The sequence below is a fragment of the Micrococcus sp. EYE_212 genome, from assembly GCF_023147585.1.
Classification (GTDB): domain Bacteria; phylum Actinomycetota; class Actinomycetes; order Actinomycetales; family Micrococcaceae; genus Micrococcus.
In genome coordinates this window covers 1-20,687 of the sequence record NZ_JAHXOZ010000018.1, presented here as the reverse complement: position 1 = coordinate 20,687, position 20,687 = coordinate 1, and the positions used below count along the sequence as shown (strand labels likewise).

The following is a 20,687-nucleotide window of genomic DNA, read 5'->3' as shown; positions in this document are numbered from 1 at the left end:
GACGCGCGAGCTCCTCCCGGAGATCGTGATCTCCCATCCACCCACCCACCCGCATCGGGACCGTCCCGAGGCCATTTCCACCACACGAGGGGACTCACCATGAACAAGCTGATGCAGCAGTACCTGATCCTCCGCGCCTGGATCCAGGACAAGCACGAGGACGAGGCCGGCGCCGAGACCATCGAGATCATCCTCGGCGTGCTCGCCGCCGTCGTGCTGGCCGCCCTGGTCTGGGCCGGCATCAACACCTTCGCTACCAACAAGGTCGGCGAGCTGGGCTGACTAGACCAGCCAGGGACGGAACACCACGAGCAGGGGGGTCACCATGAACATCACGGCACCGCTTCGAGCGCACCTCGAGGCCCATGCACGCAACGAGACGGGTTCCTCGAACATCGCCTCGCTGCTGATCGTGCCGGTGGCCCTCCTGCTCGTGTTCCTCGTCCCCCAGGCCGGCGCCTACTACCAGGCCTCGACCGTGGCCCAGTCCGCGGCCAACGCGGCCTACGCAACTTCCCGAGTCATGGGCGGCTCGAGCGCCGAGGGCCAGGCGGCCGCCCAGCAGGTCATCTCCCAGCACTCGGGCACCCTCCAGGGCGCCTCCGTGAACATCAGCACCACCGGGGAGCGGATGACCGTCACCGTCACCGGCACCGCGCCGGCCTACACCGGGCAGTGGATCAGCCCGTCCGTCTCCCGGTCCGTGACCGGGCCCGTCGAGAGGGTGGTCAAGTGAACCTCCGCGACACGTCCCTGACCTGGCTGCGTGATGAGCGCGGCGAGTCCGGCGTCGGGCTGCTCATCGTGGCTCCGGCCATCGGACTGCTCATCGCCATCGCCGTCATGGGCGGCCGCATCGGAGCAGCACAGACCTCCATCGAGTCGGCGGCCGGCGTCGCCGCCCGCGAGGCCACCCTGGCCCGCAACCCCGGCCAGGCCGAGTCCAATGCGCGCCAGTCCGCCCGCATGACCCTGGACCAGACCGACTTCACGTGCGGCTCCCAGAACATCACGCTGGACACCTCCGCCCTGCGCAACGCCCCCGGCATCCCCGGGTCCGTCTCCGCCACCATCACCTGCACGGTGCCGCTCTCCGACCTGGCCATCCCCGGCACTCCCGGGTCCTGGACCATCACCGCCGACGCCACGTCCCCCGTGGACACCTATCGAGAGAGGGGCTGAGCATGATCGCCCGCTTCCGCGCCTGGCTCGGCCGCGAGCACGGAGAGTCCTCCCTGCTGGTCCTGATGCTCGTCCCCATCATCGTGCTCGTCGGCTTCGGCATCGGCATCGACTGGAACGGCAAGGTGCGCGCCTCCGAGGAGGCCGTCACCATCGCCCACCAGGCCGCCCGCGCCGGCGCCAACGCTGGCACCACGGCCGGAGCCGCCCGCGGCGAGGACATCACCCTGGACAGAGCGGCCGCCGCGCGCGCCGCCCAGGGGATGATCGCCGAAGCCGGAGCCACCGGCACCGTCAACGTCACCCCCACCAAGGTCACTGTGGACGTCGACGTCCCCTACACCCCACGCTTCATCCCCACCGGCGTCCTGACCGGCCACGGCCAGGGCACCGCCCAGATCCACTCGAACACCCGCTGACCGCAAGGAGACACCATGAGCCGCGTCACCAAGACCACCGCATACACCGGAGCCGTCCTGGCTCTGGCGCTCACGCTCACCGGCTGCAACGGCGGTGGCACGCCGGGTGGCAACTCCACGTCCGCGAGCGCCTCGCAGTCTTCGCTTGCGCCGATCGAGGACGGGTCGTCGTCCGCGAACGTGTCTTCGTCCTCCGCTTCCTCGAGCTCGACGAGCGCGTCGTCGTCTGCGCTGCCGGAGTACAAGCCGGTCACCTCGAAGAAGCCGGGGGGCCAGGAGGAGGCGAAGGCGAGCGCGTTCAAGGCGGTTGAGCTGCTCTACACGGTCTCGTCGGACGTGCTGAACAGCGGTGACGCGAAGAACGCGGATCGCCTGTCCGTGGCGGCACAGCAGGGCGAGCTGACTCAGCAGAAGGCCAACGTGGAGAAGACGCTCGCCACGGGGGCCACCTACCGGGGCGCCTCGAAGGTGGAGCTGATCGACGGCCTGGCGGGCCCGTCCGTCCATGCTGATGGCACCTTGGTCGAGAACGCCTCGGTGAACCTGCGCGTGTGCGAGGACAACTCGGGTGTGAAGATCACCGGCAAGGATGGCAAGCCTGTGGACACCGGCGCCACGCAGCGGTTCATCGTGAAGTACGCGGTGCTCTGGAACGAGGACGACGGCGTCTGGAGCGTCGTCTCCAGCGAGCTGCCTCCGCTGAACGGACCGGAGGAGACCTCGTGCTGACCCGTAACAGGTGGGCCGCCATGGCGGCCGCGGGGGTTCTGACCGCGAGCGCTCTCGTCGGCGCGACGGGGGCAGCGGCCCAGGCCACGGGGACGACCGCTGATGGGCGATGCCGTGCAGGCAGCACGGGTTCTAGCTGCCTGGTGGAGGCCACGGTGCCGGGTAAGGGACAGAACGCGCAGCCCGTGCTGGGCCGGGACGGGAAGGCCCCGAAGCGGGCGAACTTCTGCGAGATCAACGAGCCTCTGCCTGGCGACAGCGTCCCGTACCGCTGTGACGTGAACTACGACCCGGTCAATGACTGCGTGTGGGTGAACATGTCGCCGCAGCCGACTCCGCCGGCGGGCAAGGATCCAGAACGGGGCGCGTGGGAGCAGTGCAACCCGAGCGATGGGCTGACGCTCGGTCAGCCAGTGAAGACGCGCTGGATGGATTCCACGCAGGCCGGGCCGGGGGAGATCCGCCAGGCCGCCCAGACAGTCGTGAAGGAGATGCAGCTCAAGGGCATCGAGATCGGCATGGTGCCGTACCCGGTGGCGGAAAACGGCACGGGTGCTGTGGGTCTGCCGGCGTGGATGTGGGTCGGGAACCCTGACGATCCGCAGGCGTGGGGGCCGTACACGGTCTCCAAGGACGTGAACGGGATCGCCGTGCAGGCCACGGCGCGGCCGGTGCACGTCACCTGGGACATGGGCGATGGGACGCAGGTGGTCTGCGACGGTCCCGGCACCGTCTACGAGGACCGCTTCGGCAAGCAGGAGTCCCCGGACTGCGGGCACACGTACATGAAGATGTCCAACCCCACCTACAAGGTCACGGCGATCACGACATGGTCCGTGGAGTGGACCGCCCAGGGCCAGTCCGGGGTGATCGAGACCCTCACGCGCTCCTCGCAGGACGTGCGGATCGGCGAGTTCCAGGCGCTGAACGTGCGGCCGTAACGTGCGCGCCGGGGCAGGCCTTTGGTCTGCCCCGGCGTGTTGTTTCCAGATGCAGGCTCGGACGAATCGGATTGGGATACTCTGTGACCATGCGCACGCCCCCGTCGAACCCTCGCCCCACCAGGCGCACTGGCGGTCGCCCGTCCAAGGGAGACCGCTTCAGCGTGACCACGAAGCTCCCCAGGTCCTACGAGGAGAAGCTGCACGCCCGCGTGGACTACCGGGGCGAGACCGTCACCGACTACGTCGCATCCCTGATCCTGGCCGACCTCGACGCCAACGAGGTCCCCGAGTCGAACGGACAGGAGGCCTTCGACGTGAAGATCGCCTGAGCATGCAAGAAGGCGGCCCCGCGCCAACGGAACCGCCTTCTTGCGACTAGCACCCCGCCAAGGGTGCCTGTCTGAAGATTTCAGTTGTTCGAGAGCTGCTTCTCACTCGCCAGTGAAGCTCTCGATCTCGGGTGGATCCCCGCCAAGGGATCCGGCTCTGTCCCTCCCTGGAAGGAGGTACGTCGCTCTTGTCGTGCCCAAGTCTACCCAAAATCCCTCTCCGCGACACGTCCCCCCTCCCGTCGGCCGTGTCCTCGGCGCCGTGCCTGGGGGAGTCCACCCTCGCCCGACTGCTGCGCCATCGCCAGAAACCAGCCCGGCCCGTGCGGGGTCGGATCACGAATCCGTGTCGTCAGAACTGGCGCCGGCCCTCGCGTGCCCGGGAGGGCGACATCGACGTGATCTTGGCCGCGGTGCCCGCCGGGTCCCGGCGTCTGGAGCACCTGGGCGACGCCGTTCCCGCCCTGCGGGCACTGCCTGCCTGGCAGGACCTCTCCCGGATCCGTCGGCGGCTGATGGAATCTCTGGTGGGTGCGCTGGCGGCCTGCGCGGACTGGTCGAAGATGATCTCCCGTCCCGGGCACAAGCGCCTGGCGAAGATGATCGGCCGGAGCGCCTCGACGGTGACCGCGGCCATCGCCTGGCTGATGCGACACGGGGTGATCGGACGCGTCGCCGCCGGACGCTCTGCCGCCTACGCGACCCCGGACGAGCGTGGCAAGCGGATCAACGAGGCGGCGGTCTACGTGCTGTGCTGCACCGCCCACCTGGACGTGGAGAAGATCCTCGCCAGGCACCGTGCCGACGCCGCGGCCGAAGCACGGGAGCGTGCAGGTCAGCGTCGGATCCGTGGGGCTGTGGAGAAAAACTGGCACCCTTCCTCGCTAGAGGATTCACTTACTAGAACTCGTAGAGGAACCACGCACGCGCGCGACCGCGGACTCGTCGAGCTCTGGCCCTGCAACCGCGCAGTGGCCACCCGTCGTCAGCAGCTGGCCGCCGCCCGCACCGTCCAGGATCGCGCTCTGGGTCTGCGCGTGCTCTCGGCCCGGGACGTCCGCTCGCTGATCCGTCCCTTCCTCGAGGCCGGCTGGACCCCGGCCGACCTGCTCCACGCCCTGGACCACACCCCCCAGGGCGCGCACCGGCTCCACAGCCTGGACGCCGGCCAGGACGCCGCTCGAGCTCGCGGCTACCTGCGGTGGCGCCTGGAGCACTGGAAGGACCCCGGCGGGCTCGTGCTCGCCTCAGCCTCTGCCCGAGCTCGTGAGCGGGCGGAGGCGGCGCGCGAGGCGATGCACCGGGATCGCCAGGCGGATGCGCGAGCGCGCGCGGCGGCCGCGGGAGTGGAGTCTCCGGCTCGAATCGCGGCCCTGGCGGCCATGCGGATGCTGTTCCGGCAAGGTGGCGCGGAGCGTGACAGCCTTGAGGCGGCCCACCTCACCGCCTAAACTGACCTCAGATCAACTTAGAAGGGACATCGGGGGACCGCCCCAGCCTTCTACCCCGTGAAGACCTCTACCCACGCGAGCGGAGACACGCCCCATGCGCACCCTCAAAGGCCTTGCGGCCCTGCTGGCCCTGACCGCCCTGGTGGTCGGCATCCCCGCCGCCCTGATCCTGCTGGTCAGCAACCCCATCCCCAGCACCGCCGAGCTCCAGCAGGCCCTGACCGGCATCGACTTCGGCGGCACGTTCCTGATGGGCACCGTGCTGCCCCTGATCGCGTGGGGCTTCTGGGCCTCCTTCGTCTACTCGCTCGTGGTCGAGGTGATCAGCCTCATCCGCCGCGTCGAGACCCCCAACCTGGGCGGAGCGCTGCGCCCGCAGCAGGCCCTGGCCGGCGCGCTGATCGCCGCCGTGCTCGCTCTCGGCGGTGGCAGCCCCGCCTTCGCCCTGACCCCACAGGACACCGCCTCCGCTCCCGCCGCCGTCGCCATGGCCCAGGAGGGCCAGACCACCCAGGACACCCCGGCCGCCGCGGGGGAGCGGACCTACACCGTGCAGGAGGGAGACACGCTCTGGGGCATCGCCCGGGACGAGCTGGGCCAGGGCAGCCGGTGGGGCGAGCTCGCCGAGCAGATGCGCTCCACGCCCCAGGCCGACGGCCAGACCCTCACCGATCCCGACCTCATCATGACCGGCTGGACCGTGGAGCTGCCCGACGGCCCCACCGGCGCCGGCTCCACCTCCGCGACACCGTCCCCCTCCCAGCAGGCACCCGCCCCGGCGCAGACCGGCACGGACGCCCAGCCGGCCCCCGCACCGGCGGCGCCGAGCCAGCCCGCCCCCGCTCCTGCGGCCCCCTCCGTATCGGCGTCGGCCGAACCCTCCGCCCCTGCCGACGACTCGGCCACGCCGGCCCCCGAGGCGGCCGCCGCCCCGAGCGCCGCCTCGGACTCCACGCCGGCCCAGGACGCGCAGCACCCGCTGCCCGGCGAGGCCGTGTCTGCGGCACCCTCCACGGCCCCCGCCGAGCAGGAGGGCCCCTCCGCCGTCCCCGGCGGCGCGTTCACGCAGACCGCGCCGGCCCCCGCCGATCTGTCCTCCCACCAGGAGCAGGCTGCCCCGGAGGAGGTCCCCGCATGGGCCACCATCGGCGGCATCGGCGCCTTCGCCGCGGCCGGACTGCTGGGCATCGTCGGCCTGCGCCGCCAGCTCCAGCGCCGCCGCCGCCAGCCCGGCCAGTCCGTCCCCATGCCCGAGGAGCAGACCGCGCAGCTGGAGACCCAGCTGCGCGTGGTCGCCGAGCCCGAGCAGGCTGAGGAGCTCGACGTCGTCCAGCGCTGGCTGGCCCGCTGGGCCCACGAGAACGGCCAGGACCTGCCCGAGCTGTTCCTCGTGCGCGTCTCGCCCGAGCAGATCGCCCTCTACCTCATGGCCCCCGCGCAGCTGCCCGAGCCCTTCGTGGCCGAGACCGACGACGGCGTCGTCTGGACGCTGGCCTCCGGCTCCATCGACATCGACCCCGACCTGCCCGCCGCCCCCTACCCCTCGCTGGTCACCGTCGGCCAGGACGACACTCGCTCCCAGGTCCTGCTCGACCTCGAACGCCTGGGCACCCTCGGCATCGACGGCGACCCCCAGCTGACCACCCAGGTCCTCGATGCCATGGCCGTGGAGCTGGCCACCTCCAGCTGGTCCGAGAACGTCACCATCACGCTCGTCGGAGTCGCCGACGGCCTGGCCAAGGTCGTCAGCGACGGCCGCGTCCGCCAGATCGACGACCTGGACCAGCTGATCGGCCAGCTCGACGGCAAGGCCAAGGACATCCGCCGCGCCCTCGACGAGCAGGACGCCGCCACCCTCGACCAGGCCCGCGCCGCCAACCAGGAAGAGGCCTTCGGCCCCGAGATCGTCCTGCTGGGCCTGGAGCCCACCCCCGCCCAGGCTCGTCGCCTCACCGACCTGGCCGGCGCCATCCCGCGGCTGGGCATCGCCGCGGTCACCACCGCCAACCCCCTGGCCTCCGACTGGATCCTGAACCTCGAGGACGAGGACCACGCCGACCTGCTCCCGGTCAATCAGCACCTGCGCCCGCAGAAGATCACCCCCGAGGAGGGCGAGCGGATCAAGGAGCTGCTGGCCACCGCCCTGGAGGACCCCCGCTCCACCGGCCGTGGGACGACCGCCACGATCGACATCAACACCGTCCTGGACGAGCGCCCCCACCTCAGCGCGGTGGCCGATCTCGAGGAGATGCTCCACGAGGAGGAGAACACCCAGGACCTGCCCCTGACCCCCGAGCCCGCGGTCCCCGCCGCTGAGACCGCCGAGGACGAGACCGATCCGGCCGAGGAGAACAAGGAGGACGTGCTCGCCGCCCAGGCCGCCCGCCACACCCCGACCCCTGCGCCCGCCCCGCACGACACCATGGACGAGGACGAGGACGAGGACGAGGAGAGCCAGCACCAGGCCGCGGCGACCGCCGTGCCGACCGAGCCCGAGGACATCACCCCCGAGGCCCAGGACCAGACCCCGGCCGTCGTCGCAGTCACCGAGACCGCGGGACCCGCCGAGACTGCCCCCGAGCCCGAGCCCGAGCCCGAGCCCGAGCCCGAGCCCGAGCCGGCGCAGCAGGAGGCGGCCACCGATCTCCACGACACGTCCCCCGCGGAGGACGAGGACGAGGACGAGAAGGACGCCGCCCCCGAGCAGCTGGCCTCGACCGACCCGCAGAAGCAGATCGACCTGGACGCCGCACACCTGCTGGAGCAGGCCACCACCCAGGCCCCGATGATCCTGATGCTCGGCGAGCTCAAGCTCGTCGGCGCCCAGGGCCAGGCCCCCGTCACCGCGGCCACCGGCGAGGTCTCGACGACCCAGACCGCCCGCTGCGTCGCCCTGGCCGCCTACCTGGCCCTGCACCCCGGCGCGAGCGCCGAGGCCGTCCACGCCGCGTTCTGGCCCACCCAGCGCTCCGACGGCAAGTCCGCCTCCAGCAACCGCAACAAGCTCACCGGCCAGACCCGCCGCCTGCTCGGCCAGGCCGCGGACGGCGCCCCCTACCTGCCCGCCGTGGGCAGCGAGGGCTACCGCGTCCACGAGGACGTGCTCACCGACTGGCAGGTCGTGCAGTCCCTGATCGGCGATGACCCCGTGAAGGCCTCCACCCCCGCCCTGGTCGCCGCCATGCGTCTGGTGAGGGGAGTGCCCTTCGAGCACGCCAAGGCCTCCAACGTCGCCTGGACCGAGACCCTGGTCCAGGAGATGGTCCAGACCATCTGCGACGCCGCCCACGAGCTCGTGGCCCGCTCCCTGGCCGCCGGCCACCGCGAGCACGCCCAGCTGGCCGCCCGCGTCGGCCGCGCCATCGACCCCGCCAACGAGGCCGCCTGGCGCGACGCTCTGGTCACCGAGGCCGCCGCCGGCAACCACACCGAGGTCACCCGCCTGATCGAGAAGCTCTACTCCTACCTGGAGTCCTTCGAGGAGGACCTCGAGCCCGAGGTGGAGACCACCGCCCTGATCGAGGAGCTGCGGGCCCATGGCTACCGTGTCGCCTGATCTCCACGACACGTCCCCCGCGGCCACCGACCCCGCGCCGGCGCCCTACACGGTGCCGCCGCGGACGGTGCGCACCCTGATCGGCCCCGGCGGGGCCCTGGCTGCCCTGCTGGGCATCGCTGGCGCCGCGGTCGCCGGGCTGCCCGTGCTCATGGTCCACGCCGCGCTCGCCCTGATCGCCCTGGCCTGCCTGGGCATCTACATGGCGCGCGTGGACCGGGCCCACCGGCTCATCCCGAACTGGGCCGTGGCCGCCCTGGGCGCCATCAACCTCGGCGCCGCGGTGGGGCTGCTGGTCACCGGCTACGGCGCCTGGGCCCTCCAGGGGCTGGTGGTCACCGTGATCGCCGCCGTCGTGCTGATGGTGATGCACCTGATCGGCGGCACCGGCATGGGCGACGTCAAGCTCGTCACCGTGGCCGCCCTGGCCATCGGCGCCCACGGCCCCGGTGCCTGGGTGCTGGCCATCCTGGCCAGCTACGTGCTCGCCGCCCTGTTCGGTGCGGTCCCGGCCCTGCTGCGCGGCCAGCGCAAGACCCGCGTACCCATGGCCCCGTACCTCGTCGCCGGGCACGTGCTCGCCTTGCTCGCCGTCCTGGGCTACCTGGCATCCTGACCAGGTGCCCCGCACCTTCTCCGCCCGCGACCGCCGTGCACTGACCGGCCTGCTCACCGCCGGGCTCAAGCACGCCCAGCTCGACGACCTCACCGCGGCCCACCCTGTTCCCGGCGACCCCGGCCACGACTCCGGCAAGGCCGGCCGCGTGGGCCTGATCGTGGCCACCTGGCTCGCCAGCGGCGACCACACCGGACTCACCCGCGCCCTCGAGCTGCTCGAGACCGCCAAGCTGCCCCCGGCCCGCCACGCCGACCTCGCCCGCCTGCAACGGAAGGCCGGCCTGGACCCCACACCACAACCCACGCCAGAAGCCGAGCCAGAAGGCACCCTCACTGCGGATAGTGCGACGGAGCCGCCGCTGCCGGCCGCGCCGGCCGAGGAAGCGGCGCCGGCCGCATCTCCGCGACACGTCCCCCTGGTCCTCCTCCAGGACCTGGCCGAGGACCACCCCGCGGTCCAGGCCCTGCTGGCCGCCGGCCTCGAGGTCGGGCACCTCGAGCACACCTCGACGATCCCCGCCGACGCGCTGCTGCTGCACCCGGCGCATGAAAGCTGACCCCGGAACGGGGAGGGACATCAGCGCCGGATGCCGGCCTTATGGGAAGTGAGGGCCGGCCACGGCCCCGACCATCTCCGACCGAGGAGCACCCATGTACACGATCTACACCAGCCCCGGCTGCGGCCCCTGCATGACCGTGAAGGCCCACCTGCGCGCCCACAAGATCCCGCACACCCTCGTCGACGTCTCCCAGGACCCCGCGGCCGTCGAGAAGCTGCGCAAGATGGGCTACTCCAGCGCGCCGGTCACCGTGGACGAGGCCACCGGGGAGCACTGGCACGGCTACCTCCCCGACCGCTACGCCTCCCCGGCCCCAGAGGCCGCGCCGGCCGCCGACATGCAGGCCACGATCGACCTGGGCCCCGTCGAGGCCGGAGAGCACGTGCTCTGGGACCCCCACCAGGGTCACCTGCTGATCATCGGCGACCGCGACAGCGGCAAGAGCGTGATCCAGCGCGGGATCATGGAGACCGCGGTCTCCGTGGGCTGGCAGGCCTGGGGCCTGGGCCTGCCCGGGGAGCTGGACAAGGTCGAGGACCATCGGTACGCGCAGGTGGTCACCGCCGACGTCAGCGACCAGCTCGAGCGCATCCGTGCCGCCAGCGAGCTGATGCGCGAGCGCTACCACCTGGTGGAGGTCGCCTCCCTCGCCAAGGAGCGCCCCGAGCCCTTCCAGCCCATCGTGCTCGTCCTGGACGACTACGCCCATCTGCGCCAGCGCTGGGCCGACCTCGCCCCGGCCGGGGAACACGAGGCCGACGTCGCCGAGAACCTCCTGCTGGGCATCCACCGCCTGGGCCGCTCCGTCGGCATCCACCTGTCCGTCTCCTGCCACGGCATCGCCCACCACCTGGGCCAGACCATGGCCGCCGGCTCCACCGTGGTGCACACCTCGCTCTGGCGCATCTCCCTGGAGACGGAGATGGCCCATGCCAGGTGACCGTCGCCGCCTGGCCCGCCACCGCAGCCGCCACTGCGGCGCCCACACCCTGGCCGCCGAGCTCGCCCTGCTGGCCCACGCCGGCCAACCGACCCCGGAGGCCGGCACCGACGATCTCCACGACACGTCCCCGCCCGCGGTGCTGCCCGGCCAGCTCGACGCGCTGGACCTGCTCCCTACCGAGGAGGCTTAGCGCAATGTAGGGTTGCCCTAACTGTCAGATCGACCGGAGGTCCCCATGGCCTACTCCAACCGCGAGCGTCCCGGAGGGCGCGCTGGCCTGCGCGACAACACCCCCACCACGTTCCGCCCCGTGGCCTACCGCAACCTCGCCGCCCGCAAGAACCTGTGGGCGGACTACACCACGGGCCGGGGCGTGTTGGACAACGGGCAGGCGGTGCCGCCGAAGATCGGCCCGCGTCGGAAGAACCCGAACCTCACCGACATGCTCGACACTGCGGCCGCCGTCGGTGTGGACCGGATCTTCTTCACGGGCAAGACCCCGGTGGCCACGCCGGGCAAGCGCCACTGGCTGCTGGTGCAGACTCCCGGCTGGATCGACGGAGGACACAACCTCGGCTCCCCGGCCACCGGCCGTTTCGAGCACCGCCAGACCGGCAAGCGCATGCTGGTGCAGTTCGTCTCCGGGTGGTTCGGCGACGCCCCGCTGAGCCCGGAGCAGGCCCGCCTGGCCTGGCAGGCCACCGAAGGCATCATCGGTGCGCACTTCCGCGGAGCCAAGCTCATGGACAGCCCCACCGCCACCGGCGCCAACCTCTGGGCCCTGACCCTGCCGAAGAACCTCGAGCCGTACCCGCTGACCGAGGACATCGCCGAGGAGCTGCACCGCACCTCCGGCCAGCACCACGTCGAGCACCTCGTGGCCGGATCCTCCTCGGACACTCACCCGGACTGCATCCCCCTGCACGACCCGGCGAAGACCCCCAAGATCGACGGCTTCGCCTACGTCGACGGCCGCTTCATGTACGGAGCCATGTGCAGTGAGCTGGGCATCGGCCCCGGCTACCGGCTGCGCCGCGACGACACCGCGGACATGCTCCGGGAGAACCCCTACGCCCGCGCTCGCGTGCACGTGCAGTTCAAGGTCCCCGACACCTGGGACCACATCGGCCTGATCGGCGTCCAGCACGAGAAGGCTTCCGAGGGCTGGTACTGGCCCAACCGCCCCGGCGCCACCGGGAGCGCCTGGATCGACGCCGCCGAGTTCTTCGTCGCCGCCCGCCACGGCTGGCAGCTGGACCCGATCGAGTCCGTCGCGTTCACCACCGATGTCCCCGGCGCCCGCGACCGCGACCGGCGCGTGCGTGCACGCCCGCTGGACACCTGGAAGGACAACCTGGTCAAGGCTCGCGCCGCCGTCGCCGGCGACCCGTTGATGGACGAGATCATCAAGACCGCCGTCTCCGCGGCACTGCGCTCGATCCTGATCAACACGATCGGCAACTTTGCGGCCCGCGGGCGCGTGCAGACCCACATCACCTTCGACCCCAAGGAGGTCCCGGCCAATGCCCCCGACGTCAAGCAGCACGGCAAGGCCTTCATCTGGACCACCAAGCCGCGCTTCGACGGCCAGGCTCAGCGCTACTACCACCCCGAGTTCGCCGTGCAGGTCTGGGGCCGGGCCCGGGCGCGCATGCTCTCCGGACCCATGGCCGGTGGCCTCCAGGGCGGGGCCCTGCACGTGCCGGCCCACACCCTGCTGGGCGTGCGCGGCGACGCGATCTACACCACCGAGGTCCCCTCCTGGTCCCTGACCGAGGAGCGTGGCGGCGGCGATGACGGCCGGGTGGGACGCATGCGCCTCCAGGGCTACGTCCCCGGACCGCTGAAGATTCCCGCCGACGAGACCGCCCGCAACAGGCTGCGCGCCAAGGCCGCGCGCCTGGGCGTGGACGCCGCCTACTCCGAATACGAGATGCAGGCCGCCCCCGTCGACGGGACGGACTACCTGCCCGGCGACGACGAGCAGGAGGCCGACGGTGAGTGACCCGGCACAGCTGAGCCCCGCCGAGCTCGTCACCCGGGTGCGCTCGGCCTACGGACTCACCTGGGCCGAACTCGGTGCGGCCATGAACCGCTCCCCGCGCATGATGCAGAAGATCGCCCGCGGGGAGACCTCGGGCGAGTCCTACCGGGACGCGCTGACCGAGCTACACGAGACCGGCGCCGTCTCCAAGGCACCCCGGCGCCGGCGCAACGCGGCCGGCAAGATCGTGCCCGTGCGAGCCAAGCGAGGTGCCAAGAAGCCCACCGTGGTCCCCAAGGACACCCGGCGCGGGCCCTCCCTGACCCGCCACTCCACCACGACCACCCACCTGCCCGACGGCAACCGCATCGTGCGGATCCAGCTGCCCAAGACCGTCGGATCGCCCGAGCGCGGGGCCGGCCTGCACGCGGCCCGCATGTCCATCGTCAACGTCGCCCGCGGCGCCCGCCACCAGGACAAGCGCGTGCACATCCGCGCCACCGTGGACATCGGCGGCGGCCGCACCCGCACCTTCGACGTCGGCTCCAAGGGCGGCTACCTGGCCGCCGACGTCGTCTCCGACGTGCGCGACCGCAACGGCGGGGACATGGGCGGATGGATCGCCTCCCAGATGGGCGACCGCTACGCCCGCGACGCCGTCACGCAGGGCCAGCTGGTGGGACTGTCCGTGACCAGCTTCAACGCCGTGCGCTCCAAGGAGGAACGCGTGGCCCAGGATGAGGCCGGCGCCCGCCGGTGGGGACGACGAGGAGGACGCACCCGATGGGGATGAATCAGCACGAGAAGCCGGCCCCGCCGGCACGCCGGTGGGACGAGGCCCTGGACCCCCACGCACACCAGGGCCCCTACCGGCCCCCCGCAGCACTGCTGGACATCCTCGCCCGCGCGGCCGGGGCCAACTCCTACGAGGCGGCCACCACCGCCGTGCGCCACCGCGTGGCGGCTGCGGCCGAGCAGCTCCACGATGCCGGCCTGGACCCCCGTGTGATCGGCCTGGTCGCCGAGGCCCGCGTCAATGAGCTGCTGGGCGTGGGAGAGCGCTCGGCCCGCTCCCTGCGCCAGCGCGACCGCCAGTTCCCCGAGCCGGTCACCCGCGGCCGGCTCTGGTGCGAGGCCGACGTCGTCGACTACTTGGCCTTCAAGCACGAGACCTCCCCGCGACCCCGGGCCCTGCGCAGCGCCCGTGTGGCCCAGCGCGAGAAGGGCACGCAGACCCGCTCCTAAACTGCGGCCATGGAGTACCTCTTCGAGAACATGGCCGGCGTCTGCCCGCACTGCCAGGCCTACGCGGCCATGGACCCTGAGTCCCGTATCGAGATCTACCCGAGGTACGCGCATCTCGACGAGGAGCCGTACCGGCCCTCGCCGACGAACGACTCTCCGCCGCCGACTTCGGGGGCGCGAGAGATCGTGGTGATGCAGTGCCACCACTGCGAGCAGCCCGTCACCGTCATGGACACATGGTCCGAGCACCAGTGGGATGAAGGCACGGAGCCACGCCGGCTCTCCCGCACGCTGGTCTACCCGCTCGCCGCGGTCCGCCACCTGCCCGAGGAGGCGCCGGAGAAGATGCGCTCGCTCTACCGGGAGGCCAGCCTGTGTGAGAGCGCGGGAGCTCTGCGCGCCGCTGGCGTGCTCTACCGGGCGGCTACCGAGGAGATGGTCAAGGACCAGGGCGGCACCGGCCGGGACCTCAAGGCCAAGATCAACAGCCTGACCCCGCGGCTGGACGCCGAGGTGCTGGAGGACCTGCACGAGTCCCGCGTCGTGGGCAACGACAGCATCCATGCCGGCGTGCAGTACGCCGCCGAGGAGATCGCCGACGTCGCCGAGCTGCTCTGGGAGGCCGCCTTCGTCCTCTACGAGCAGCCGGCCCAGAAGGCCAGCATGCGCGCGGCCCGCAAGGCTCGCCACGACGCCGCCCGCGGCCCGCGCGCGGCATCGTGATCCCGGTCTACGAGCCGCCGGCCTTCCGCAGCCCCGAGGAGGTCCACTCCGCGCTCTACCAGGACGCCCCCTACGTGCGGGTCATGCTCCCCGACCGGGGACGGGTCGATGCGATGGCTGCCCGCTGGTCGAGCACCCATGTGCTGATCGCCTGGGAGGAGCCGCCCAGCACCGAACGGTTGCAGGCATGGGTGCCCGCTGGGTGGGTCACCCGCATTCGGGCAGAAGAATCGGCCTGGCGCGCCCCCTACGGGCGCACGCACGGCTAGGGCGCGTCTGACAATCGCTTCGACCATGTCAGGACCGCGTTCAACACCACGGCGGCACGGTAGACGACCCGTACTTGGCGTACGGGGTGGCCAGGCCCCGTCAGTGCTTCAGGTGGGCGTACTGGGCTCGATCACGTTGCGCCCCTTGTAGGTCTCCGCGTCGAGGCCGACGGGGCGGCCGCCGCTGGAACCACGACGCCGGCGGTGGCCTTGGCTGGTCCGCCGGCTCGGGGATGACGGCCTTGATCCCTCGGGCGCGAAGGTGGGCGCGGATCGGGCGGGAGGAGTACGCCTTGTCCCCCCCCCCCCCCGAAAACCGCCTCCGGGCGGGTCCGGGTCCGGCCCGTCGGCCGGCCCCCGCGCAGCTGGCCCAGCAGGGGCAGCAGCATCGGGGAATCCCCTCACCTGGCCAGGGGTGGTCAGGCTGGCCAGTGGCGGCCCGGGCCCGTCGACGGGCTGGTGGATTGTCGTGCTCAGCCCGCCCCGGGAGCGGCCGATCCCATGGTCGGCGGGCTCATCCAGCGGATTCGTGTAGCTCGATCCAGCCCCGAAGTGTGGCGCCTGGTGTTCGTGGCGTGCTGGTGGGTGCGGGCGGTCGTGGAGTCCATTTCAAACAGACCGGTCCTCCAGCGCCTGGGAGTCAGCGGCCGCGGGGTGCTTGACCAAGACCATGTCCCAGGTGCCCTCGGCGGTCATGCGCCGGCATCGGGCCCACACTGAAGCGCCCTGGGTTTCGTTCCAACCTACTTCCTCAAGGAGGATCGGACCATGCCCCAGAAGTACAGCCCCGAGTTCAAGGCGAAGGCCTTGCAGCTCATCGAGGAGCGCATCCGCGCCGAGCAGTGCTCCGGTTGGGCCGCCTGCGCGGCCGTGGGCGAAGCCCTCGGCGGGATCTCACCCCACACCCTGCGGAACTGGTAGAAGCAAAGCCGTGTCGACCGAGGCGAGACCCCCGGTGTGAGCACTGACGAGTTTGAAGAGATGCGCCGGCTGCGCCGGGAGAACCTCGAGCTGCGCCGCGCGAACGAGATCCTGCGCAAGGCCTCGGCTTTTTTCGCAGCGGAACTCGACCGCCCCACGACGAGATGATCGCGTTCATCGACGAACACCGCGATCAGTTCGGGGTCGAGGCCATCTGCCGCACCCTGCGTGCGACAGAGTGTGGGTTCATCACCTCCCGGGCCTACCGTGCCGCGAAGACACGCCCCAGGTCTTCGAGAACGCTGCGGGACGAGATCCTCGTGGAGGAACTCCGCCGGATCCACGCCGAGAACTACAGCGTCTACGGCGTCCGGAAGATGCACCACGCGATGGCCCGCGTCGGGTGGGAGATCGGCCGGGACCAGGTCGCCCGCCTGATGAAGCTCGCCGGCGTGGAAGGGGTTCGGCGCGGCCGTAAGCCGATCACCACGAGGCCGGCAGGTGAGCCGGATGCTCGTCCTGACCTCGTCGAGCGCCGCTTCACTGCCGAGCGCCCACACCGGCTCTGGGTCGCAGACATCACCTACGTGCGCACGATCTCGGGGTTCTGCTACGTCGCTTTCATCACCGACGGGTGGATTCAATCGGTCGTCGCAACACCCCCAGAATCACTGGAGGTATGGGCGATGGCCAACAAGGACTGGGCGAGGAAGATCAGTGACGTGCCCGAGGGGACACGGCGGCGATGGAGTCCTTCTTCGCGCTGTTGCAGAAGAACGTGCTGAACCGGCGTCGCTGGGACTCCTTCGCCCAGCTCCGGCTCGCGATCGTGAGCTGGATCGAGCGGACCTATCACGGCCGTCGCAGGCAGGCCCGTCTCGTGAGGCTCACCCCCGCCGAGTTCGAGATGGTTCAATCAGTCCAGGCGGCTGCCGCCGCCTGCTAACCCGTGTCAACCAAACTCAGGGCAGACCCGTTCGCGGAGTTGGCAGCAATGTTGACTTCGCAGTGGATCGTCGCCCGGACGATAGGGGAGAGTTGCATAGTGTCCACCTACTACTTCATGGCCCAGGGGCTAGTTCCTGACCAGGTCTCGGCCTCGGTCGAGGCCGGCCCCTTCCGGCTCGTGCCGCGCAGATGGGGGGTCGGCATCTGGGACTGGGCTTTACTTTCAATAGAACACAATTTGAAGGTCCCATACCAGTTTGCTGATCTGGCGGCGAGGGAAGTGAATCTGGAATTTGCTGTCGAGGCCAACGGCGTATCTGAAGCAGTTCGTCTTGTGCGGGCGCTACGACTGTTTCTCGCGGCCAACTACGTCGCGCCCATGTCTACCCCGACGATCTCCACCCACTCGATCAATGACTTTTCTGAAATCAAGCGGTCCGCTGACGATCAGACCGACCCGCGCCATGCGCGCGCCAGCGCTCTGGCTTCCGGAAAGGAAACGGTGTGGTTGGCCGGCGTTCGCGGTGGCAGGGTCGTAATTTCGCCTGATGACGCGAAGCGATCAGTAGACTTTGCTACTCTCTCTGCGGCGGCTCGGGCCGCGGAAGTCTGGGTCGGCCTGCTAGCAGAGACCCCACGACTTCGTGTGCTCGAAGACGCTGCCCTGACCGCGCCTGAGATCGCCAACCTCGGACAGGGGATCTTGCAGATGTGGACTGGTTTGGAAGCGCTCTTCCCGACCATTCATGCCGAGCTCTCTTTTCGGCTCGCGCTCTACCTTGCGCAATTGGACTCGACGGACCGGGTGCGTCGCTTCAAGCAGGCCAAGGACGCCTACAAGGTTAGATCGAAAGTTGCACATGGTCACGACCTCTCTGAGCCGACCGATGCGAATCGGCAGGCGTGGTCAGCCTGCTGGTCGATTCTTCATTCCACGGCCCAAGCGATTGTTGACAGGGGAGAGCTGCCGAGTGCTGAAGACCTGGAGGCTGAGCTGCTTGCATAGAGGGGGTTGCTTGACCAGTACCAAATGCGCTACCTAGGCAGAGCCAGCGTGAGCGGTGGTCTCGGCGCTGATTCTATTGATCTGTTGCCAGAACAGGGTCTTTGGCGTCTGATATGCAGTGAAAGCGTACGGCCGGTGCACATCAATCGAGTTCAGTTTTTTACTGGGCGGGCCTGCGCCTCAGTCGAAGTCGCGTTAGAAGCTTGGGATGGCTGCAGGGACGTGATCTGGACCTCCATGCGTCTAGGGCGTGTCTGACAATAGTTTGGACCACGCGATCACCGCGTTCAGGATCACGGCAGCCCGGTAGACGATCGCGTACTTGTCGTACCGGGTCGCCAGGCCTCGCCACTGCTTGAGGTGGGCGTAGTGGCGCTCGATCACATTGCGGCCCTTATAGGCGGCCGCGTCGAGGCCAACGGGTCGGCCGCCGCGGGTGCCGCGGCGTCTGCGGTGGCCCTGCTGGTCCGCCGGCTCAGGGATGACCGCCTTGATCTGGCGGGCACGCAGATGGGTGCGGATCGCCCGGGAGGAGTAGGCCTTGTCGTCCAGTACCGCCTCGGGGCGGGTTCGAGGCCGTCCCACCGGCCGGGCCACGCGCAGCTCTTCCAGTAGAGGAAGCATCATCGGGGAGTCCCCTGCCTGGCCTGGAGTGATCAGGCTGACCAACGGCAGCCCCGCCCCGTCCACGAGCTGATGGATCTTCGTGCTCAACCCACCCCGAGAGCGCCCGATGCCATGATCGGCAGGCTCATCCTGCAGATTCGTGTAATTCGATCCAGCCCCCTGTGAGCCGGGTGATGTTCGTCGCGTGCTGATGCGCGCGGGCGATCGTGGAGTCCACCGAGACCGACCAGTCAATGAGGCCTTCCGCGTCCGCTGCGGCGGTCAGCTTTGCCAGCACCGTGTCCCAGGTGCCCTCGGCGGCCAGGCGCCGATGCCAGGTCCACACTTCTCTGCCAGGGCCCGTAGACCTCGGGCAGATCCCGCCAGGGGATCCCGCACCGGTACCGGTAGATGATCGCCTCCACCATCGTGCGGGCATCGGCGAACGGCCGCCCCTGTCGGCCCGTCCTGGCTGGGAGCATCGGGGCGATCAGCTCCCACTGGGCATCGGAGAGCATCTGGAAACGAGACACGTCCTCCAGGGTGTCATCCGGCCCCTGGATTCATTCTCAGACACGCCCTAGATGTGATGTCCAGGCAGGTTGTTGTCGATTCTGCTGATGGGTGGGGCTCCGATCGCGGAGTGGTGCCTGTGATGATTGTAGAAGTGGAGCCAGCCGGGTAACGCGGATCGGCGTTCGGATTCGGATCCGTAGAAGCGGGCGTATGCCCAGCCGTCGGCGAGCGTGCGGTGGAAGCGCTCAATCTTCCCGTTCGTTTGTGGTCGGTAGGGGCGGGTCTTCTTCGCCGTGATCCCAAGTTCTGCGCAGGCGTCGCGCCAGGCGTATGACTTGTAGGCCGAGCCGTTGTCTGAGAGGACGCGTTCGACGCTGACACCGCGGGCTGCGAACCAGGTCACGGCGCGGCGCAGGACCTCGATCGCTGTTGCGGCTTTCTCGTCCGAGCAGATCTCGGCGTAAGCGACGCGGGAGTGATCATCGATGACGGTGTGGACGAACGCGGTGCCCAGGCGAGGCTCGTAGCGGTTGTTCCGGCTCCGCAGGCGGGTGGCAGTGGCCTCCCGGTTACGTTCGCCCTGGACGCGGCCGACGAAGCGCCAACCACCGCCGTCGGGGATGTTGCCGAACTTCGTGACATCGACGTGGATCAGCGAGCCGGGATAGTTATGTTCGTACCGGCGGATCGGCTCACCGTCGACCCGGTCGATATGGCTGAGTCTGCTGATCCGGCATCGAACCAGCACCGCGTGGACGGTCGAGGCGGGCAGGCCGAGTTCGCCAGCGATCTGGACCGGTCCCAGGCGACTCCGCCACCGCCGCTTCACGATCCGCTTGACCACCGGCAGCGGCGTCTTCGTCGGCATCGACCGCGGCCGACTCGAACGATCGACCATCCCTGCCGAGCCCTCGGCACGGAACCTCGCCGCCCATTTCCGGGCGGTGACAGGCGAGACCATGAACATCTTCGCCGCGACTGATGGCGGCCAGTGATCCTCGACGATCAGGCGCGCCAGGCGGAGTCGTGCGCGTGGGGTCAGGGCAGCGTTAGCGTGGGACACGAGGGCCTCCAGGTCTTGTGAAGCGGTTGAACTCAACAGCTCCACTTCACAACCAGAGGCCCTCGCCTCTCAGCTCCTCACGGCCGTGTCGCCGAAACAACGTCCCTGGACATCACACCTAGATGTTGTGGTCTGGCGGGTTCAGACACGCCGCTGTGCGACAGGGGGAATTTCACACCAGCATTGGGGAAACCACCTCTTCAGGTCTCCCCTAGTTGTGGACAGCCGCCCAGGTCTCTCGCGTATCGCGCGTGAACACACCAGTTCCTAATGCATCCTCTTGTGGGTAATGCGTTGAGTGGCTGTGGACAGACAACTACATAGGTGTGACTACTACATGTAGGGAAGGGGTCTGTCCTCACATCCTGCATGTAGTGTTTCTCGTGTCACGAAGCCTGAATCTCGATTCAAGCTTTCTGGCAGCGAAACAGCACTGAGCCGCCACGGGCTCGCAACCCGTGACGGCCCAGTAGCCGGAATTGAACTCGCGGTTCAAGATGCCACGGTACATGTGCTGATGGCTGGCCCCGGCGTGTTGCTTCGCGGTCGGCGCTTGACCCCTGATCTTGGACACGCTGATTCCAGCACGATGATGGGGAAGCGAGAATCCAAGGGATGGCTAGGAAGAACTACACGGACGGGTTCCGGCAGCGGGCGGTGGACTTGTACGAGTCG

Annotated in this window: 24 protein-coding genes, 2 pseudogenes and 1 other annotated feature; of the genes and pseudogenes, 23 read left to right on the top strand and 3 right to left on the bottom strand. The window is 69.8% G+C overall.

Annotation, left to right across the window (positions count from 1 at the left end):
- The first annotated feature begins 99 nt into the window (after positions 1-99).
- The 18 genes from KZX60_RS10610 (at position 100) to KZX60_RS10525 (ending at position 14,952) form a co-directional block, all read left to right on the top strand.
- On the top strand, positions 100-282 hold the full coding sequence (locus KZX60_RS10610; protein ID WP_061867359.1) for a hypothetical protein: 183 nt from the start codon (positions 100-102) through the stop codon (positions 280-282).
- A gap of 43 nt (positions 283-325) precedes the next feature.
- Positions 326-736, top strand: coding sequence for a hypothetical protein (locus tag KZX60_RS10605; protein WP_031943861.1), 411 nt, complete (start codon positions 326-328; stop codon positions 734-736).
- Complete coding sequence (locus KZX60_RS10600; RefSeq protein WP_248118243.1) at positions 733-1,182, top strand: pilus assembly protein; 450 nt, start codon at positions 733-735, stop codon at positions 1,180-1,182. The genes KZX60_RS10605 and KZX60_RS10600 overlap by 4 nt, the downstream gene beginning before the upstream one ends.
- Before the next feature lie 2 nt (positions 1,183-1,184).
- A complete protein-coding gene (locus tag KZX60_RS10595) occupies positions 1,185-1,601 on the top strand; it encodes a hypothetical protein (RefSeq protein WP_049159529.1) in 417 nt (138 codons plus the stop codon).
- A gap of 15 nt (positions 1,602-1,616) precedes the next feature.
- Positions 1,617-2,330: a hypothetical protein gene (locus KZX60_RS10590; RefSeq protein ID WP_061867360.1), complete on the top strand. Its 714-nt coding sequence runs from the start codon at positions 1,617-1,619 to the stop codon at positions 2,328-2,330.
- A 155-nt stretch (positions 2,331-2,485) separates the two neighbouring features.
- The gene (locus KZX60_RS10585; RefSeq protein ID WP_135019327.1) at positions 2,486-3,271 is read left to right on the top strand and encodes a hypothetical protein; all 786 of its coding nucleotides are present in this window, start codon (positions 2,486-2,488) and stop codon (positions 3,269-3,271) included.
- 164 nt (positions 3,272-3,435) lie between these two features.
- Positions 3,436-3,603, top strand: a complete 168-nt coding sequence (locus KZX60_RS10580; RefSeq protein ID WP_157571201.1) for a hypothetical protein — start codon at positions 3,436-3,438, stop codon at positions 3,601-3,603.
- A 398-nt stretch (positions 3,604-4,001) separates the two neighbouring features.
- Entirely contained in the window at positions 4,002-5,054 is a 1,053-nt protein-coding gene (locus KZX60_RS10575; RefSeq protein WP_248118242.1) for a hypothetical protein, read from the top strand.
- 94 nt (positions 5,055-5,148) lie between these two features.
- Entirely contained in the window at positions 5,149-8,610 is a 3,462-nt protein-coding gene (locus KZX60_RS10570; RefSeq protein WP_248118240.1) for a hypothetical protein, read from the top strand.
- On the top strand, positions 8,591-9,226 hold the full coding sequence (locus KZX60_RS10565) for an A24 family peptidase (RefSeq protein ID WP_143741627.1): 636 nt from the start codon (positions 8,591-8,593) through the stop codon (positions 9,224-9,226). Before KZX60_RS10570 ends, KZX60_RS10565 begins: the two co-directional genes overlap by 20 nt.
- A 4-nt stretch (positions 9,227-9,230) precedes the next feature.
- Entirely contained in the window at positions 9,231-9,785 is a 555-nt protein-coding gene (locus KZX60_RS10560) for a hypothetical protein (protein ID WP_248118238.1), read from the top strand.
- A gap of 94 nt (positions 9,786-9,879) precedes the next feature.
- A complete protein-coding gene (locus tag KZX60_RS10555; RefSeq protein WP_248118236.1) occupies positions 9,880-10,728 on the top strand; it encodes a glutaredoxin family protein in 849 nt (282 codons plus the stop codon).
- Positions 10,718-10,921, top strand: coding sequence for a hypothetical protein (locus KZX60_RS10550; protein WP_127434972.1), 204 nt, complete (start codon positions 10,718-10,720; stop codon positions 10,919-10,921). Before KZX60_RS10555 ends, KZX60_RS10550 begins: the two co-directional genes overlap by 11 nt.
- Before the next feature lie 45 nt (positions 10,922-10,966).
- Positions 10,967-12,736, top strand: coding sequence for a hypothetical protein (locus KZX60_RS10545; RefSeq protein ID WP_031943848.1), 1,770 nt, complete (start codon positions 10,967-10,969; stop codon positions 12,734-12,736).
- Positions 12,729-13,508, top strand: coding sequence for a hypothetical protein (locus tag KZX60_RS10540; RefSeq protein ID WP_031943847.1), 780 nt, complete (start codon positions 12,729-12,731; stop codon positions 13,506-13,508). Before KZX60_RS10545 ends, KZX60_RS10540 begins: the two co-directional genes overlap by 8 nt.
- On the top strand, positions 13,505-13,960 hold the full coding sequence (locus tag KZX60_RS10535) for a hypothetical protein (protein ID WP_248118234.1): 456 nt from the start codon (positions 13,505-13,507) through the stop codon (positions 13,958-13,960). The genes KZX60_RS10540 and KZX60_RS10535 overlap by 4 nt, the downstream gene beginning before the upstream one ends.
- A 9-nt stretch (positions 13,961-13,969) precedes the next feature.
- The gene (locus KZX60_RS10530) at positions 13,970-14,683 is read left to right on the top strand and encodes a DUF4145 domain-containing protein (RefSeq protein ID WP_248118232.1); all 714 of its coding nucleotides are present in this window, start codon (positions 13,970-13,972) and stop codon (positions 14,681-14,683) included.
- The gene (locus tag KZX60_RS10525) at positions 14,680-14,952 is read left to right on the top strand and encodes a hypothetical protein (protein WP_123244365.1); all 273 of its coding nucleotides are present in this window, start codon (positions 14,680-14,682) and stop codon (positions 14,950-14,952) included. The genes KZX60_RS10530 and KZX60_RS10525 overlap by 4 nt, the downstream gene beginning before the upstream one ends.
- Here the strand turns inward: KZX60_RS10525 and KZX60_RS10520 are convergent.
- Positions 14,949-15,453: pseudogene (locus tag KZX60_RS10520) on the bottom strand (transposase); the annotation flags it as partial. The gene KZX60_RS10525 and the pseudogene KZX60_RS10520 overlap by 4 nt on opposite strands.
- A gap of 267 nt (positions 15,454-15,720) precedes the next feature.
- On the opposite strand from KZX60_RS10520, the gene KZX60_RS10515 reads away from it, so the two are divergent.
- The 5 genes from KZX60_RS10515 to KZX60_RS10500 all read left to right on the top strand — a co-directional run bounded on the left by KZX60_RS10515 (position 15,721) and on the right by KZX60_RS10500 (position 17,827).
- Positions 15,721-15,873, top strand: a complete 153-nt coding sequence (locus KZX60_RS10515) for a transposase (protein ID WP_248118230.1) — start codon at positions 15,721-15,723, stop codon at positions 15,871-15,873.
- A 36-nt stretch (positions 15,874-15,909) separates the two neighbouring features.
- The gene (locus KZX60_RS12025) at positions 15,910-16,041 is read left to right on the top strand and encodes a hypothetical protein (protein WP_282442810.1); all 132 of its coding nucleotides are present in this window, start codon (positions 15,910-15,912) and stop codon (positions 16,039-16,041) included.
- Positions 15,999-16,100: a sequence feature (AL1L pseudoknot), on the top strand. (Overlaps the previous gene by 43 nt.)
- Positions 16,038-16,658 carry an IS3 family transposase gene (locus KZX60_RS10510; protein WP_248118228.1) on the top strand — a complete coding sequence of 207 codons (621 nt, stop codon included), beginning with the start codon at positions 16,038-16,040 and terminating at the stop codon, positions 16,656-16,658. Its footprint overlaps the feature before it by 63 nt. The genes KZX60_RS12025 and KZX60_RS10510 overlap by 4 nt, the downstream gene beginning before the upstream one ends.
- Complete coding sequence (locus tag KZX60_RS10505) at positions 16,619-16,819, top strand: IS3 family transposase (RefSeq protein WP_248118226.1); 201 nt, start codon at positions 16,619-16,621, stop codon at positions 16,817-16,819. Before KZX60_RS10510 ends, KZX60_RS10505 begins: the two co-directional genes overlap by 40 nt.
- A gap of 99 nt (positions 16,820-16,918) precedes the next feature.
- Positions 16,919-17,827 (top strand): HEPN domain-containing protein, encoded by a 909-nt coding sequence (locus KZX60_RS10500; RefSeq protein WP_248118224.1) that lies wholly within the window; start codon positions 16,919-16,921, stop codon positions 17,825-17,827.
- Between the two features lie 243 nt (positions 17,828-18,070).
- Here the strand turns inward: KZX60_RS10500 and KZX60_RS10495 are convergent.
- Both KZX60_RS10495 and KZX60_RS10490 read right to left on the bottom strand, forming a co-directional pair.
- Positions 18,071-18,966, bottom strand: a pseudogene (locus KZX60_RS10495) (IS5 family transposase).
- 47 nt (positions 18,967-19,013) lie between these two features.
- Positions 19,014-20,012 (bottom strand): IS481 family transposase, encoded by a 999-nt coding sequence (locus KZX60_RS10490; protein WP_248118222.1) that lies wholly within the window; start codon positions 20,010-20,012, stop codon positions 19,014-19,016.
- Between the last annotated feature and the right edge of the window lie 675 nt (positions 20,013-20,687).

Excerpts from the sequence above, each read along its gene's own strand:
- KZX60_RS10610 (WP_061867359.1), top strand. The coding sequence starts at position 100 with ATGAACAAGCTGATGCAGCAGTACCTGATCCTCCGCGCCTGGATCCAG.
- KZX60_RS10605 (WP_031943861.1), top strand. The coding sequence starts at position 326 with ATGAACATCACGGCACCGCTTCGAGCGCACCTCGAGGCCCATGCACGC.
- KZX60_RS10515 (WP_248118230.1), top strand. The coding sequence starts at position 15,721 with ATGCCCCAGAAGTACAGCCCCGAGTTCAAGGCGAAGGCCTTGCAGCTC.
- KZX60_RS10555 (WP_248118236.1), top strand. The coding sequence starts at position 9,880 with ATGTACACGATCTACACCAGCCCCGGCTGCGGCCCCTGCATGACCGTG.
- KZX60_RS10590 (WP_061867360.1), top strand. The coding sequence starts at position 1,617 with ATGAGCCGCGTCACCAAGACCACCGCATACACCGGAGCCGTCCTGGCT.
- KZX60_RS10530 (WP_248118232.1), top strand. The coding sequence starts at position 13,970 with ATGGAGTACCTCTTCGAGAACATGGCCGGCGTCTGCCCGCACTGCCAG.
- KZX60_RS10595 (WP_049159529.1), top strand. The coding sequence starts at position 1,185 with ATGATCGCCCGCTTCCGCGCCTGGCTCGGCCGCGAGCACGGAGAGTCC.
- KZX60_RS10510 (WP_248118228.1), top strand. The coding sequence starts at position 16,038 with ATGATCGCGTTCATCGACGAACACCGCGATCAGTTCGGGGTCGAGGCC.
- KZX60_RS10565 (WP_143741627.1), top strand. The coding sequence starts at position 8,591 with ATGGCTACCGTGTCGCCTGATCTCCACGACACGTCCCCCGCGGCCACC.
- KZX60_RS10550 (WP_127434972.1), top strand. The coding sequence starts at position 10,718 with ATGCCAGGTGACCGTCGCCGCCTGGCCCGCCACCGCAGCCGCCACTGC.
- KZX60_RS10545 (WP_031943848.1), top strand. The coding sequence starts at position 10,967 with ATGGCCTACTCCAACCGCGAGCGTCCCGGAGGGCGCGCTGGCCTGCGC.
- KZX60_RS10535 (WP_248118234.1), top strand. The coding sequence starts at position 13,505 with ATGAATCAGCACGAGAAGCCGGCCCCGCCGGCACGCCGGTGGGACGAG.
- KZX60_RS10505 (WP_248118226.1), top strand. The coding sequence starts at position 16,619 with ATGGAGTCCTTCTTCGCGCTGTTGCAGAAGAACGTGCTGAACCGGCGT.
- KZX60_RS10570 (WP_248118240.1), top strand. The coding sequence starts at position 5,149 with ATGCGCACCCTCAAAGGCCTTGCGGCCCTGCTGGCCCTGACCGCCCTG.